Source organism: Nostoc sp. (assembly GCF_036917535.1).
Lineage (GTDB): Bacteria > Cyanobacteriota > Cyanobacteriia > Cyanobacteriales > Nostocaceae > Nostoc.
In genome coordinates this window covers 22353-39249 of the sequence record NZ_JBALDA010000092.1, presented here as the reverse complement: position 1 = coordinate 39249, position 16897 = coordinate 22353, and the positions used below count along the sequence as shown (strand labels likewise).

General features: G+C 39.8%; 12 protein-coding genes. 7 read left to right on the top strand and 5 right to left on the bottom strand.

The genetic code is table 11. From position 1 onward, the window contains the following. Positions 1-43 precede the first annotated feature (43 nt). Positions 44-1369, top strand: coding sequence for a TIGR03279 family radical SAM protein (locus V7K56_RS30850; protein ID WP_334916997.1), 1326 nt, complete (start codon positions 44-46; stop codon positions 1367-1369). A 121-nt stretch (positions 1370-1490) separates the two neighbouring features. Here V7K56_RS30850 and dxr read toward each other — a convergent pair whose 3' ends face one another. Further along, a complete protein-coding gene (gene dxr, locus V7K56_RS30845) occupies positions 1491-2687 on the bottom strand; it encodes a 1-deoxy-D-xylulose-5-phosphate reductoisomerase (RefSeq protein WP_334916904.1) in 1197 nt (398 codons plus the stop codon). A gap of 658 nt (positions 2688-3345) precedes the next feature. Between dxr and V7K56_RS30840 the strand changes: the two genes are divergently transcribed. From V7K56_RS30840 to V7K56_RS30830, 3 genes are all read left to right on the top strand, one after another. Then, the gene (locus V7K56_RS30840; protein ID WP_334916902.1) at positions 3346-4680 is read left to right on the top strand and encodes a mannosyltransferase family protein; all 1335 of its coding nucleotides are present in this window, start codon (positions 3346-3348) and stop codon (positions 4678-4680) included. A gap of 45 nt (positions 4681-4725) precedes the next feature. Beyond that, positions 4726-6708, top strand: a complete 1983-nt coding sequence (locus V7K56_RS30835) for a DMT family transporter (protein WP_334916900.1) — start codon at positions 4726-4728, stop codon at positions 6706-6708. A gap of 189 nt (positions 6709-6897) precedes the next feature. After that, positions 6898-8097: a hypothetical protein gene (locus tag V7K56_RS30830; RefSeq protein ID WP_334916898.1), complete on the top strand. Its 1200-nt coding sequence runs from the start codon at positions 6898-6900 to the stop codon at positions 8095-8097. A 41-nt stretch (positions 8098-8138) separates the two neighbouring features. On the opposite strand, the gene V7K56_RS30825 is transcribed toward V7K56_RS30830, so the two are convergent. Then, entirely contained in the window at positions 8139-9677 is a 1539-nt protein-coding gene (locus tag V7K56_RS30825) for an ArnT family glycosyltransferase (protein ID WP_334916995.1), read from the bottom strand. A 183-nt stretch (positions 9678-9860) separates the two neighbouring features. Between V7K56_RS30825 and V7K56_RS30820 the strand changes: the two genes are divergently transcribed. From V7K56_RS30820 to V7K56_RS30810, 3 genes are all read left to right on the top strand, one after another. Beyond that, positions 9861-11069 carry a hypothetical protein gene (locus tag V7K56_RS30820; protein WP_334916895.1) on the top strand — a complete coding sequence of 403 codons (1209 nt, stop codon included), beginning with the start codon at positions 9861-9863 and terminating at the stop codon, positions 11067-11069. 41 nt (positions 11070-11110) lie between these two features. Continuing rightward, complete coding sequence (locus V7K56_RS30815) at positions 11111-12493, top strand: DUF2079 domain-containing protein (protein ID WP_334916893.1); 1383 nt, start codon at positions 11111-11113, stop codon at positions 12491-12493. A gap of 276 nt (positions 12494-12769) precedes the next feature. Next, the gene (locus V7K56_RS30810) at positions 12770-13456 is read left to right on the top strand and encodes a hypothetical protein (protein WP_334916891.1); all 687 of its coding nucleotides are present in this window, start codon (positions 12770-12772) and stop codon (positions 13454-13456) included. Here the strand turns inward: V7K56_RS30810 and V7K56_RS30805 are convergent. From V7K56_RS30805 to V7K56_RS30795, 3 genes are all read right to left on the bottom strand, one after another. Beyond that, the gene (locus V7K56_RS30805; protein WP_334916889.1) at positions 13357-13737 is read right to left on the bottom strand and encodes a hypothetical protein; all 381 of its coding nucleotides are present in this window, start codon (positions 13735-13737) and stop codon (positions 13357-13359) included. The two genes, V7K56_RS30810 and V7K56_RS30805, sit on opposite strands and share 100 nt — an antisense overlap. A gap of 304 nt (positions 13738-14041) precedes the next feature. Then, positions 14042-14515 (bottom strand): hypothetical protein, encoded by a 474-nt coding sequence (locus V7K56_RS30800; RefSeq protein WP_334916887.1) that lies wholly within the window; start codon positions 14513-14515, stop codon positions 14042-14044. Positions 14516-14596: 81 nt separating this feature from the next. Next, positions 14597-16885, bottom strand: coding sequence for a PhoD-like phosphatase (locus V7K56_RS30795; RefSeq protein ID WP_334916885.1), 2289 nt, complete (start codon positions 16883-16885; stop codon positions 14597-14599). Positions 16886-16897: the final 12 nt, after the last annotated feature.

Below are 16897 nucleotides of genomic sequence, written 5' to 3'. Positions count from 1 at the left end.
CTAAAAAACGCTATAATGCCCAATGCCCAATGTCCCATTCCCCATGACTACCATTCATCCTGCCCGAATTACCAAGGTTCTTCCAGACTCAATAGCCGCAGAGATTGGCTTTGAAGCTGGGGATGCGATCATAGCAATCAATGGTACACGTCCCCGCGATTTAATTGATTATCAGTTTTTGTGTGCTGATGAAGTCTTGGAATTAGAAGTTTTAGACGCTGCTGGTAAAACTCATAGCTTAGAAATCGAAAAAGATTATGACCAAGACTTGGGGCTAGAATTTGAAACTGCCCTATTTGATGGCTTAATTCAGTGCAATAACCGCTGTCCATTTTGCTTTATCGACCAACAGCCACCAGGTAAGCGCACCAGCTTGTACTTTAAAGACGACGATTACCGCCTAAGCTTTTTGTACGGCTCTTATCTTACCCTGACCAATTTGCCAGAAAGAGAATGGCGGCGGATTGAACAAATGCGCTTGTCTCCGTTGTATGTTTCTGTTCATGCCACGGAGCCGGAAGTTAGAATTAGACTGTTAAAAAATCCCCGTGCGGGACAAATCTTGCAACAACTCAAGTGGTTTCAAAAAAGACGGCTCCAAATTCATGCTCAAGTAGTTGTTTGTCCTGGTATAAATGATGGCGAACACCTGGAGCAAACCCTAAAAGACTTAGCATCCTTTCATACTGGTGAAGTGCCTGCGGTAGCATCGGTGGCAGTTGTGCCAGTCGGATTAACAAAGTTTCGGCCTCCAGAAGACGAACTTACACCCGTAACTAGAGAAAAAGCGAAAGAAGTGATTTCTCAAGTGCGAACACTTTCGCAAAAATTTCGGCAAAAATTTTCCTCTAGTGTCGCTTGGTTAGCTGATGAGTGGTTCTTAATTGCAGGTGAGAAATTACCGAGCGAATCTGAATATGAAGAGTATCCTCAAATTGATAATGGTGTTGGTTCAATTCAGTTATTTATCAAGCAATTTGCAGCCGCTGCAATAGAATTACTACCGCCAAAAGTTTATCCTCAGAGAAAATTAACTTGGGTAGTAGGTAACGCCGTAGAAAACGCCTTTGAACCTATCTTGAAACGGTTAAATTCTGTTGAAGGATTAAAAGTAAATATGCGTGCTTTATGTAGTAATTATTGGGGACAGAGTATCACTGTCACAGGATTACTAACGGGTCATGATTTGCTGTTGAACTTACAAGGGCAAGATTTGGGAGACGGAATTTTACTGCCAAATGTAATGCTCAAACATGGTGAATTAGTATTTTTAGATGATATGAGGATTGAAGAGTTAGCTTGTAAATTGGAGACAAAAGTTTTACCAGTAGGAGGAGTTGAAGATTTAATCAATACCTGTATTCTTTAAGCTGTTTATTTTCTCTTATTTAACCAATGATTTCCATATTAATTAGATTAGAGGCTGAGGATTAGAGATTAGGGACTAGGCATCAATTTCTAATCCTCAGTCCAATCTGAACTGAAGGTTTTTATCGCAGAGAAATTATCCGCGAGTGAGTTTCTAACTTTTCAGTCGCTGTTAAAACTTCTTGTCTTGCCCATTTATCTGCTGCCAAAATGTCATCTAAAGAGGGATTAGCACAGTTATCATTTTGATGGCGATCGCACACCCATTCGATACATCGGGGAATATCTAAAAACCGAATTTTTTCATCTAAAAATAAAGCTACAGCTTGCTCATTGGCGGCATTCAACACCGCTGGCATTGAACCACCAGCTTTACCCACAGCATAAGCCAACTGCATACAAGAATACTTCTGGTGATTTGGTTCACTGAAGGTTAAGTTTCCAGCTTTGACTAAATCTAGTCGTTCCCAGTTGGTGTAGATGCGATCGGGCCAGGATAGAGCATACAGTATGGGTAAGCGCATATCTGGCCAACCGAGTTGGGCTAAAACTGAAGTATCTTGCAGTTCAATCAGCGAGTGAATAATGCTCTGGGGATGAATGACAATTTCAATATCGTCATAATCCAACCCAAACAGAAAGTGAGCCTCAATTACTTCGAGTCCTTTATTCATCAAAGTAGCAGAGTCTACTGTGATTTTCCGCCCCATCGACCAATTAGGATGCTTGATGGCGTCAGCAACGGTTACATCTGCCAACTTTTCTACATCCCAGTCCCGGAAAGCCCCACCCGATGCAGTGAGCAAAATTTTCCGCAAGCCTCCCTTGGGCACACCTTGGAGGCATTGAAAAATTGCAGAATGTTCGGAATCGGCTGGGAGTAATTTTACACCGTGCTTTTCGACTAGGGGTAGAACCACAGGACCCCCAGCAATCAGGGTTTCTTTGTTCGCTAGAGCTATATCTTTACCAGCTTCAATAGCTGCGATCGTGGGTAGCAAACCAGCACAACCAACGATACCAGTAACAACAGTTTGGGCATCGCCATAACGAGCGACTTCTATCACTCCAGCGTCACCTGCCAGTAGAATCGGTTGGGGATCGAGGTCTTTGATAGCTTCTTTGAGCGCTGGTAATTTATCTTCTGAGCAAATTGCTGCTATTTTCGGTCGAAACTGCCGAATTTGGGCAGCCAACATTTCGACATTGTTACCAGCTGCCAATCCCACAATCCGAAACTGATCTGGATACTGAGTGACAATATCTAAAGTCTGAGTACCAATAGAACCAGTGGAACCAACGAGAGTAATCGCTTTCACAATTGCTTAAGGATTTACAGACAACTTCCACTATAAATTGCTGAGGACTCTTTAATCACAGCAATCACTATAATCGATACACTAATGCAAAAAAGCGGGGACTCAAAGAAGTTTCTCCGTGTGCACGTCCCTGCACCAGCCCCAATCTGTTAATTTCAACTCGCTAGACTGTTAGCTAATGCTAGGTAGACGTAATTAAACGTAAGATAAAACTTTTGTTTGTAGTGAGCGATTTATCACTCTATATAAGATTTTCAAGGACTAAAACCGCTGAGTACGAGCTTTAATTTAATCAAGCCTTTTTACTTAAAGTATTAAAGTTGCTTATTTTACATATATAGCCATTCTTATTTGAATCAGGTACATAGGTGGAACCGCACTCCTGCGTGGTTAATTTTTTATTTCTGTACCTTACCCATCTGGTTACTGCTGTAACTAGACAAAAATTGTATTTATAAATACTATATTTTAAAAGATAAATTCCGAAAAAATTGGCAAAAGTAACCAAATAGGAAATAATTTCAATTAATCGCTAATCTGTCCAGTTTATTAATGGTGTTGGTGGAGGACTTAATATGCAAAATATTACTCAGAAATTGCTGTGTTACAGCCATAGGTAAAAGGATGCACAAAGGAGTTTTTTGAAGCACTCAACCCTATGGTCAAAGTTCAGATAGTTATAAAAAAAGTTTTATGGAAAAGTGATTTCCTATTTCCAACAGCAATATGGCTTGCCAGTCGAATATTCATCTGGACAGCTATGTTGCTGGTTGCGCCAAAGCTACCGTTACCAGCAGAAGAATTTTTGCCTCATTTTGGCTGGGGTGTTTTTGATGCCTGGGATAGTATCCATTACCGAGCGATCGCAACTTCTGGTTATGAATTTGTAAATGACGGCAAGCAACATAATCTGGCCTTCTTTCCCCTGTTTCCCTTAAGCATCTGGGTTTTGATGAAGTTGGGCTTACCGTTTGAATTGGCAGGCACATTAATCAACAACTTGGCATTTTTTGCAGCACTTTACTGTTTGTACTTTTGGGTCAAGGATTGTTATGGCATCAAAACAGCACACTGGGTAACTGCTGTGCTTTCTTTGTATCCAGCTTCGATGTTTACGGGAGTGATTTATACAGAGGGTCTGTATTTGTTTTTGAGTACGGCAACTTTGCGGGCGTTCGATCAAAAGCAGTATGGCTGGACTGGTTTTTGGGGCGCGATGGCGACAGCAACGCGTCCTACAGGTATGGCACTAATACCAGCATTAGCGATCGCAGCCTGGAAAGAACGCCGACCACCCATTGCCTATATAGCTAGTTTCACTACTGCTATTGGCATACTTCTATTCAGTTTGTATTGTGCGATTTATTTTGGCGACCCTTTAGCTTTTATCGAGGCACAGCGGGGATGGCGACCTTCCCTTGGGTTTAATTGGCAGGGTTGGTTAAGTATGTTCATGCAAATTGCCGTTGGCAGTAACAATTGGCAATTTGGCTGGGTTGAAAACTCCTTGCAATTTGGCTGGGTTGAAAACTCCTCTGGCGGGATTCAAGACCCGTGGTATCTCTTGTTATTTGGCGCGATTGTTGTTAGTGGCTATCTTTTATGGCATTTCCGTCAACGTTCTAGTTCTGTAAAATTATTTTATGGCTTTTATGGTTTAGTCTTATTTTTGTTGATTCTGGCAAGCGAACAGTGGATCGATAACTTCCTCAACTTGTTCATGGTCTTAGGTGGTGGCTGTATGTTGTGGCGCTTACACACGCAACTGACCCCAGTTACAGTTATTTATGGCTTTTGTGGTATTGGTTTGCTGCTAGCTTCTGGAGGCACTATCTCATTAAGCCGTCTCGCCTACGGTATTGTACCTTTGAACATAGCAATTGGTGTACTGCTATCTCGCCATCCTCGTCAGGGATATTTAATATTGGGAGCTTTTGTGACACTACTAGCCAAAATAGCTGTAGGATTTGCCCAAGAGCATTGGGTTGGTTAAAAGGTTCAATCCATTATTGCGAAGAAATTGAATTTAAATTTCCTAATGAATGTATCCAATCAAACGAAGATAGCGATCGCTTCATTATTTCTAGGTGTAGGTGCCATATCTTTTGGCTCTATTTTTATGAAATTGAGCGAAATTGAACTCAGCCCCAGTGCCACTGTATTTAATCGCTTTTGGCTTGCTAGTGTGATCTTCTTGCTCTGGCATGGATACAAAACAATATGGCAGCGATTTTCTAATGACAAACCTGTAGAACAGCAGCCCTACACCAGCCAGGATCTTTTGCTATTGCTAGGTGCTGGTATTCTTTGGGCTGCCACTTTAGTTTTGTTGGCTTGGTCGCTGACTCAAACTAGCGTTGCAATTTCTAGTGTGTTGCATAATCTCGCTCCCATATTTACTAGCTTAGGGGTGTGGCTGTTATTTCGTCAGGGTTTTGAGAACCAATTTCTGATTGGGATGGTCATCGCCCTTGGGGGAGCGATCGCTATTGAGTTTGAGGAGTTGCAAATTGCTACAGACGAGGTTCAAGGAAGCTTGGCTGCAATCGTTTCGGCGATTTTATTGAGTGCATACCTGCTGTTCGTAGAAAAATTACGAACCAAATTTTCTCCAGCTACAATTCAGTTGTGGATCTGTGCGATCGCAGCTTTAGCACTCTTCCCTATACTTTTGTTTACTCAAGATCAGCTTTTTCCTTCTACTGTCAGTGGGTGGCTTTGGGTAATTTTCTTGGCGCTGATTTGCCAAGTTTTAGGTCATGGGCTTTTAACCTATAGCCTTGCCAAGTTCTCCTCTGTGGTTGTCTCCTTGGTGCATCTATTAGAGCCAGTATTCAGCGGCATTTTCGCTCTTGTAATTTTTTCGGAAACATTAACTTTCTCAAATTGGGTAGGTTTCGCTGTAGTTTTAATGGGTTTATACTTAGCCGTATCTAGCCAAGAGGCTGTTAATTTGCCGTTCCAAGAATCAGTCAAAAATATAATTAACACTTTCGTTCAAAGTATGACGCTCAAACTGTCATTACTAAAGCAACAATTCTCCAAAACACCAGCTTTATTAGGAACTGTCTCATTATTGTTTGCTCTAATTCCTATATCTTTAGCACCATCTCTGACCAAATTGTGTCAACAAGAAATTGGCGCAAATGCTGTAGTATTTCATCGCAGTTGGATTGCAACAGTTGTCTTTGGTTTTTGGAATGGACTTGAGGCTTTCCGCTACCAACAGTCTGTTGAAGGAGGTAGTCGGCAGTCAGCAGAGAGTAATATTACTTCTGCCTTGCTTGATGACCAATCTATAGAACAGAAACCTTTTACAAGTCAAGAAGTGTGGCTATTGTTGGCAATGGGAACCTCTGCTGGAACCTACCTTCTATTGTGGGCTTGGTCTCTGAGTCAAACTAGTGTTGCTAACGTAGCTTTACTGTCTAATTTGAACTCCTTATTTGTTGCTTTGGCTGGGTATCTATTATTTGGTTGGCGTTTCGACAACAGATTCGTGATTGGTCTGGTCATCGCTTTGGCAGGGGCGATCGCCTTTGAACTCAATAAGGTGCAATTTGCAACCGATCAAATATTAGGTGATGCATTAGCATTGCTAACTGCGGTTTTCATGGCTACATGTATGCTGCTGATAGAAAAACTCCGAACCAGATTTAGCACTGCAACTATCATGCTGTGGCGCTGTGGAGTGACAACAATGTTTCTACTACCCGTCCTGCCATTCCTCGAAGATAGACTATTGCCCTATTCCTGGACAGGTTGGTTTTTCATCATTTTCCAAGCTCTCTTCTGTCAAGTACTGGGTCAGGGACTTTTAGCTTATAGTCTCAGTAGAATCTCTTCAGGTATTGTTGCCGTCACGCTTCTTTTAGAACCAGTCCTAGCTTCCATTTTTGCTTGGTTCATTTTTTCAGAGCAAGTAGGTTTGTTTGATTGGGCCACTTTTGCCGTTGTTTTAGCGGGTATCTATTTAGCCCAATCTAGTCAATCGATTGTTCAAGTTACGAACGAAGGATAGTAGCAGTATAACAGCTAGTTATCAAAGATCAGCTGTTCCACATTTAACTTGTATAAGTAGTGTGAGAATATTGCCCAAACTATAAAACTTTAATGAAATTTATATGGGTGCGGGTGGGGTACTTTTGTACGTCACTAACTTAAAATCTGCTGTAGTATTTAAACACTGTCAACGAGACTGATACAATTTATGACGAAAGCTTCTGAGAAAACATTATTAAGATTAGTGAAATCTCCGTTTAATAGGTTTTTAAACTCTCTGCCATTTCCGGTTTCTGGATACTTGGCTATTGGAATTATCTTAGCAGTGGTGATTCGATTGCTTTGTGTTCCAAATAAATCGGTGGATTACAAGTTTTTTTTAGCGCGTTGGTATGATTTCATTGCATCTCATGATGGGTTGAACGCTCTTAAATATAGTTTTGCTGACTATACGCCGCCCTACCTATATTGGATTGTAATTGCTGCCACCCTGCTTTCTGGATTGCCAAAAATTTTCACAATCAAGCTTTTTGCAATGACTGTTGATTTTCTTTGTGGCTTTTTAACTTACAAAATTGTTCAACTAAAATACCCAGATGGTAGTAAACCCATCTTTGCTTTTTTGGCAGTTATTTTAAGTCCTACTGTGATATATAATAGTGCCCTCTGGGGTCAATGTGACAGTATTTATACAACTGGATTGATTGCTTGTATTTACTTTTTATCTATTCAAAAAGAAATTCCTGCCTTCCTCAGTTTTGGTGTAGGACTTTCTTTTAAGTTGCAAGCTATGTTTTTAGCACCTCTATTATTAATTTTTTTAGTCAAGAAGAAAATTCATTGGTACTATTTACCATTAATTCCAGCGGTATATATAATTGCAGTTTTGCCATCATGGTTGATGGGAAGACCAATACAAGAATTGCTATTAGTCTACTTTAGCCAAGCTAATAAATACAAAGAATTGGCAAAAGGTGCACCTAATCTTTATCAATGGATTCCTAACAATTTTTATAATATTGTTGTGCCTATCGGTTTAACATTAACTGTATCTGCAATATTTTTATTAGCATACATTGTTTATAAAAGTCAGCTAAAAATTACTCAAGACAGACTGATACACTTAGCTACCATCTCAGTTTTGTTTATGCCATATATCCTGCCCAAAATGCATGAAAGATATTTTTATCCCGCGGATATACTTTCAATTATCTTTGCCTTTTACTTTCCGCGATATTTTTGGGTAGCTATAGTCGTGCAAATGGCATCATTTTTCAGCTATTTGGGAACTCCCATATTTATCAAGTTATTTTCAGTACCTTTAGGTTTGGCTCTCTGGTTTGTTGTGCGAAAGTGCGATCTGATTTATCCAAAGCTAAATTTTAGAGAGTATGTACCTAAAGGATAAATTAATTAAGATAAAAAAGTAAAATATCCTACATGTTTAACTTATGGTGAAACAAGTGTGAATTCTTTAGTCGCTCCAATAATTTTACTACCAGTTATATTAATTTGCTGTAAAACCCCATTTTCTAACAGCAAATAAGATTTATTAGATAACATTTGTTGTAAAGTTGATACAGTTGCAGGAGTTACTTTACAATCACAGTAAAAGTCTAAACTGGGACGCCCATAAGCAAAAGAAGTATAAATTTTTGTTCCTGGTGAAACATTTGCCCGAATTAATTCCGCTACTGGTTTAACTGGAAAAGCTTCCTTTAATTCCCAAATCCATGATTGTGAACTCATCAACAGTGCTAAAACTAAGTATATCCCAGAAAATAACACTGGTATAAAGTTGCGATCGCGTTGTTTAATTAACCAGATTACTGCACTCATACTTATTACCAAAACAATACTCATGACTATTAAAATAGGCTCTTTTGCAAGAATAAAGTAAACACAACCTCCTAAACCAGCAATCGCAATAATAGCCATAAATATTGTCCAACTTCGCACCTTAAAATGACCGTAATGCCAAATCTCACTAAGTTTAGCACCAATTGCTAAAGCTAAAAATGGATATACAGGCATAACATACCACGGGAGTTTAGTTCTCATTAAAGAGATACTTACTAAGTAAAAAATTGTGCCAATAATAATTAAGCAACCCCAGGTAGTATGACGTTTTTTCCAAGCTAGATAAAAACTTGATGGCAAAAATAATAGCCACGGAAAACTATACTTAATTAACTCAATTAAATAGTACCAGGGTGGGCCACTATGACCTTCAACAGATTGTGTAAGGCGATCAAAGGTTTGTGTTTGAAAGTTCATTTGGAAGAAAGTTTCGCCATAATGTTGCCATTGAGCAGCAAACCAAGCGATCGCTGGTGCATTTCCTAAAAACATTCCCACTAATAAATAGGGGCTTGTTAACAAAGCGAATTGTCGATCTGCAATCAGGAATAAACAAGCGATCGCCCCTAGCGGCAAAACTATCATCCCTTTCGTGAGAGTAATTAACCCTAGACAAAATCCTACACCAAGAGCATACCGACGATTCTGACGTGCTTTTAGCAAACAAAACAACAGCAGCAAGAAAAACGTAATAGTTGTACCATCTAGCATTGCTAGCCTTCCGTGACGCACCACAGGCAACATCGTCAGGTAAACTAAAGCGCCAAACAGAGCTGGTAAACTTTGGTTAAAAAGCAAACATCCCACCAAGTAAAGTAAAGGCACTCCCAAGGCAGTTAACACTGCACCTGGTAAACGCGTTGTCCACTCATTCACGCCGCCGATCGAATAAGTCCAAGCAATTAACAAGTGCATCAGGGGTGGCTTATTATGATAAGGTTCTCCTCCCAAAGTGGGGTAAAGCCAATGCATTGAACCAAGTGGGGCACGCCAAATTTCACGAGCAACCTGTGCCACAGTACCTTCATCCCAATCTCTTAAAGGGGAGTTTCCCAAAAATATCAGCCATAGAAATAGAGATATTACCACTAGGCTAAATAACCATTCCTTTTCTCGGAATAGACGCATATCTAAAATCGGGATAATCATCTCTCTCAAACCTCCAGGATATCCCCACTAAAACTTGCTTTATATGGCATCATAGCAACTTCGTAAACCAGTCTTATATTACAGCAAAGGCTGTTCAACACTTTGCTAAAAGAATAGATACTTTGACATGATTTCATTATTTTTGAATAACAAATACAATTTATGACGACAACTTCAGACAAAACATTATTAAGATTAGTGAAATCTCCGTTTAATAGGTTCTTAAACTTTTTCCCATCTCCAGTTTCTGGATACTTAATTATTGGAATTATCTTAGCAGTGCTGATCCGATTGGTTTGTGTTCCTAATCAATCGTCTGATTATAAATCTTTCTTAGCGCCTTGGTATGATTTCATCGCATCTCATGGCGGGTTGAGCGCTCTTAAATATAGTTTTGCTGATTACACACCTTCCTACCTCTATTGGATTGTAATTGCTGCCACCCTGCTTTCTGGATTGCCGAAAATTTTTGCAATCAAGCTTTTTGCGATGGCTGTTGATTTTATTTGTGGCTTTTTAACTTACAAAATTGTCCGACTGAAATACCCAGAAGGTAGTAAACCAATCTTTGCTTTTTTGGCAGTTATTTTGAGTCCAACTGTGATATATAATAGTGCCCTCTGGGGTCAATGTGACAGTATCTACACAGCAGGGATGATTGCCTGCATTTACTTTTTGTGTATTCAAAAAGAAATTCCTGCCTTACTCAGTTTTGGTGTGGGGCTTTCTTTTAAGTTGCAAGCGATGTTTCTCGCACCTCTATTATTAACTCTTTTGTTCAAAAAAAGGATTCATTGGTATTATTTACCATTAATTCCAGTGGTATATATAATTTTAGTTTTGCCACCTTGGTTGATGGGAAGACCAATACAAGAATTGCTATTAATCTACTTTAGCCAAGCTAATAAATATAAAGAATTGGCGAAAGGTGTGCCTAATATTTATCAATGGATTCCTAACGATTTTTATAATATTGTTGTCCTTATAGGTTTAACGTTAACTGTATCTGCAATATTTTTATTGGCATACATTGTTGAGAAAAGTAGATTAGAAATTACTCAAGACAGATTGATACACTTAGCCACTATCTCAGTTTTATTTATGCCATATATCCTGCCCAAAATGCATCAAAGATATTTTTATCCTGCGGATATTATTTCAATTATTTTTGCCTTTTACTTTCCGCGATATTTTTGGGTAGCTATAGTCGTGCAAATGGCATCATTATTTAGTTACTTGGGAACTCCCATATTGATAAAATTATTTTCAGTACCTTTAGGTTTTGCTCTCTGGTTTGTTGTACGAAAGTGTGAGCTGATTTATCCAAAATTACAAACTCGACTTAACTCAAATCTCAATCAAAAATTTTAGTGATGGCAAGTAAAATCTTAAAAACAGAAAAACTGCCAAAAATGAATCATATCAAATTACTTATCAGTATTAGTACCTTAATTTTATTGATCTCCAGTAGCTTACGACACGAGTTATTTAATTCATCTGGAGATTTAGCATTTTTTGATCAATGTATTTATTTAATTAGTCAAGGAAAACTGCCAGTTTCTTCTGTACTTGGTTTTCATCTTTTAGCCGATCATGCTGCTTGGATTTTATATCCTTTAGCTTTATTGTACAAAATTTACCCTAGTGTTTATTGGCTGTTTGCAGTACAGTCTATTGCTTTAGCGTTAGGTGCCTTACCTACATATTTTCTAGCACTACAAGCTGGTTTAAAAGAAAGTTTAGCAGTCGCAATTATGGCTGTATATCTAATGTATCCGGTGGTTTACAATAGCAATCTCTGTGATTTTCACCCTGATACGATCGCAGTCCCTGCACTTTTGTTCGCAGTTTTGACTGCTAGATCGAGAAAAATAGCTTGGTTTTGCGTCAGTATTCTTGTGGTATTGGGTTGTAAGGCTGTATTGTCACTGACTGTAGTGGCTATGGGGATTTGGTTACTCTTATTTGAAAAGCGACGTTTATACGGTGCGATCGCCATTATTGGTGGGACAATATGGTTTTTGATTGCTAACTGGATGATTATCCCTTATTTTGGTAGCGAAGCAACCTTATTGAACCGTCATCTTTATCGCTATAGCTATTTGGGAAACTCATTTTCCGAAATGCTACAAATATTCCTGTTTCAACCTAAAATCATTTTTAACAACCTTTTCTCAACTATAAACTTAGAATATTTATGTTTTTTATTCTTACCTGTTATTTGGGGTTTTAGACCACAATACCTCACACCCTTGATAAGTATAATTCCTTGTATAGCACTAAATTTACTTGCTGATCATCCTTCGCAAAAAAACCTAGTTTTACATTACTCTTTACCAGCAATTCCATTTCTGATTTTAGTTGTAATTGCCAACTTAACAGCAGGTAAAGCATGGCTAAAACAAAGACGAGCAATTATTTTGTGGTCTTTAGTTTGGTTTTTGGTTTTCGGTAAATATGGTTTCTTTAGCTCAAAATATCTTCACAATATAGATAATTGGGCAGCCACAAAAGAGGCGATCGCTTTAGTGAAGACTAAAGATAGCGTTTTTACTACAGATATAATTACTCCCCATTTAACCCACAGACAGTTAATTAGTTTTAAATATAATCCTTCTCAAAATATTGCTGAATTGAATCAGTTTTATTATGTCTTGCTCAATGTTCGCCACCCAGGTTGGGCTGCAACTTCAGAATCTCTTTCTAACTTAGTAAATATCTTGAAAAATCAGTCTAAATTTAACTTGGAATATCAACAAGATCATGTATATCTTTTTGAAAAAACTATTAGTTAACAATACTCCTTTTGCTAAAACTGGCTCAATAAACAATCTCCAACTTCAAATTGATTCATCTTACGCCTACAGTGTAGGGCTTCCTCTAAAATTGCGTAGGCGTAGCCCGTCGTAGACATCGCCGCCTTTCAAATCAAGGAGCAAAGGCTTTAATAGACGATATGCATCACTAGACTAAAGTCGATAGCAATCGGATTTCTACAAATTGTAAAATTTTTAATAAAAAATGCCTGAAGTAGAAATTAGGGCTTTACCCACCAATGGAGAAAGGGTGAGATGAACGATCGCACATTTGGGCACAAAAAAGCAGGTAAATCAACTTTTTCAAATCCATCACTTGTCTCACTAACTACTTCAACGCTGGCGAACCCAGTACGCGGCTTTGGTTTACCAACAAATAATGACATCGAAACAGAAACTTCAGAATCAACCAACCTTCAAGAAGCACAGGCTGCTGATGAGCAATCCTTGTTATCAAAAGCCATTCAACAACGGTCTTTTGGTCATGACATTAGTCGCATATCATTGCGCGATCCCCAAGCAAAGCTGGCAGTGGGAGAGCCAAACCACCAGTACGAGCAACAAGCCGATTCGATGGCAAATCAGGTGATGTGGAACCCTCCTAGCGCACAGCCAGTACACAGATTATCACAGTTTTCGCAGACGAAAGAGCAAAATTTACGAATATCACGATCGCCAGGAGACTCTGGAGGTAAAAGTACTGATACTCAAACCAAGCAATCTGTTACATGGTTAGATTTACCACACGCACACCTAAAAAAAGGAGCAAAAAAGGAGGCAAAGAAAGATAAATTAAAGCTAACAACCGTAGAAAACACACCTAATACTGACCCAACACTGACTTATGCTTCTGAAGAAGATGTAGACTTTACATCCAGAAATAGTGAAGAAAATTCTGGGCTGTCAAATAATCTGCGAACTAATCTGTCTTCACTTCCATAGGAACGGATATCATCTAACGAATGTACCTCACCACCTTGCTGTTGAATTTTACTGATAATTTGTTTTTTCTCTACTTCTAAAGCACAACTTTTACCAATTCCTGGCTCACCCAAGAGTGCTAAACATGAGAAGTGGGAGATAGCATCGAAGGTTACTAAATCTGGATTGTATATTTTGCCCCACTTTTCTTCTGGGTCGCATAGATAACCGCCATCAGCTAGATTAATGTGACCTGACCGAGGACACCAGAACCGCTTCCATTTGTAATCTGGACTTGGCATTTTCACCAACAAGAGGCTGAAAACATTTTTACTATGTTAACCTCACTAACCCTTAATGATGCCTTTTTAAGAGACGAGTTTTCCAGATAAATATTTCTGCGATCGCCTTCAAAATCTCAATTTTCAACCTCTGAACTCGGAAGTTGCACCTTTTTACTCGAACGTTGAGCCTTTGAACTCGGAAGTTGCACCTTTTTGCTGGAACGTTGAGCCTTTGAACTTGAAATGTCGTGCTTTTAACTCCAACATTCAAGTTCTGAAGCTCTAACGTTTTACTTTTGACGTGCAACTACCAACTTATTTTCTACAACATTGGTTCTTTGGGCTCCAACTTTACAGATCTACGAGTAAATCGTTTTCCCATTTCCGCAACCACTGTATCTAAACCCGCCCCTTGTCCACTGGCTTTGGCGTAGCTATACACCTGCAACGCGGCTGCATAAGCTTCACTGCCTACTGCCAAAGAAGTATCATCCACGAGTTCTTGCAATTGTGTCAAGGATAACAACACGGGATACAATGCTTCAAATAATTGCACGTCCTTTCGCATTTCATCCAAATTGAAGGATCGCGGTAAAAACTCTGGATTCTGTGCCGCCACCTCTAATGCTTTGCTGACAAAGGCGCGACTTTTATCCCCCATCTTCGGTAAAGTCTTGCGATCGTCGGAACTCAAATCAACTAAAAATGGTAACTTTTCTTTAATCGTGCTAATCGCTTGCAACACAGCATCTCTCTCTGTTTGTGCCAGTGTTGCACTAATTGGGGTCGTAGACATAGAAATCACTCTCCAGTATGTTTCTTAAATCTAGAGTGCCCACATATACAACAAAAATTTCTATTTACAGAGCAAAGCCGATCATCGTAATAAAGACTGATTGGGCGTTAACTGGCTCTCAAAACGGCTGTAAACAATTTGAGTTGGATACCAAGAAGAAAACCAGTACAAATCTTGCATAACTTTGCAAGAACTACTCTCATCGGCAAATTCAAAGTGAACCAGAGCTAAATTATTCAATCCCACTACTTCTCGCCCGTCCTGAAACCAACGAGATTTCCAAAATATCAGGGGTTGCAGCCATTTCCATTTAGTATTTTCGGTTCGTTTCCAGGGAGCTATCAATGATAATATATCTGCTGTGTAGGTAGAAGTCTGAACACTGTTTCGAGGTATCCACTCCAGTACACAATGCCATTCAGAGTTAGTCAGCAACTGGCGATTATGGTGTAATTGTTTCTCGGAAATTTTTACCATATTGGGTGGATCGATCCAGCCTATCCAATGACGCAGCTTTTCTGGTAGCAGCCAATCTTTCAATCGTGTATGAATTAGCCGCGTCAAAATTTCTTCATTTTTCAATGCACTAGCAGTTAACTGTACCAAGACGGACTGTAATTTGGAATGGGTGCGTGCATAAGATAAGTGAGCAACAGAACTGTAATGGATATCTCCAGAAAGAATAACGACTTGTTGGCGTTCCTCAAACAAGGTGGTTAGAAATTTCGCCAGGGCTTCAACATTAATGTTCCAGGCATCTCCAACATCGGTTGAAAAAACTTTTTCCTGTTGTAAGTGCCAATGATGAATCCAATCAATCACTTGTAATCCAAATACATTCGTCGGCGCAATCACAAATGTAGTTTGAATCTGAGTTTCTTCAGTTACTTGTTGTAAAGGTAAAAGTAGTTGTTGCTTAAAGGCTTTGGGACACAACAGCATTGGTGGTGCAATTGGTTTTTGATCGGCTGGATAACCTCGCCAAGTCCGCGTATCCAGCACAATTACTTCATGGCAATCGCTGCGGACTATGTAGTTCCAGGTCAGTGCTTCAGGATGTCGATCCAGAATGAATACTGAACCGTCTCGGACTAAAATAGGTAAGCCTGTGTGGGGATCGTTGGCTGGCATTCCTACATAACGAGCGATCGCTTCATCAGCCTTTACATCCGTTCCTTGGGAAGCAGACCAAACTTGTGCAGCCGCCAAGAGCTTTTCACCTGATTTTCCTTTTGTAAATTGCCCTGGTGTATTGCCCCAACCCTGAAATACCGTATAAGCTAACAATGCATTTTGGACTATTCTTCGCCCTAAGGGATGCCCCAGTACTCGCAAACACCAAGCTTGGTTTAAATTCCAGTCGTCAGTAACATCATGGTCATCAAAGATGCTGTACATGGGGATATTCGCAAGGGCGCGGCGCACTTTCCAAAGCGTGTAGATGAATTGGCGCAAATGCTCGACTTCTCGGTTCCACTTTTTGATAGCATGGCGATCGCGCGTTACTTGCTCTCCTTTGGGAAATGCAGTCGGCCAACACACTGGCGACCAAGCTAGTAAATAAGTAGCGTAATATTCACCCAGACTGAAAATATGACTGTTGACTTTCTCAGCTTTATTATGTAATCCTGCGGTCAAGCCAGCTTGATTTGTCGCCACATCAGCTCGTTCTCCAGGGGGTAGTTCTTGGGGAGTGCAGTACACTCCATTCACCAGCAGTTGTTCTTCCCAATCCAAGAGGGCATCACCAAGAGTAGTGGCAACCCACAGAGATGGTTTTGCTACATCGTCGCCGTAAATTTGATCTCCGGTGAGGAATAGCTGGTGAGGACGGTGTTGGGGTTGATTTGCTGACGCCTGAATCATACTGTCGAGAATTGGCAGTGCATCAAACCCATGCCCATGAGGTTTACGGCAGGAAGCATGGACAATTTGCAAATCTTGAAGATGCTTTGGCGGTAGAGTGAAAGTTGGTTTTTGATGATCGAAGTAGCTGATGCTGACTGTAGGAGAGGAGTTTGAACACAATGCTTGTTGCAGAGTTTGCGTGGTTTGGTCAGCAACAGTAAACTGGAGGTCGTATGCATAGATGCGACCTCCAGTTAGGCGATGTCCAACTGTAGACTGAGCCGTGATGGCAACTACATGAAGATACTTACCCAGAGCAACGGTAGAGTGTTCTCCCTCCAATAAGCAATTTTCTAATGCTTCACCATCATTTGTTGTGTCATAAACCTTAAGTTCTATTTGACAAGACTGTTTCAGTGCAACCCATACTGTCACAGACTCTGATTCAGTATGTTTGAGGATTGGCCCCCCTAAAATCAGTGGTAGTTCTTGTAAAAACTCGTCCCCAACTTGATACTTCATTGCAAACAGTTG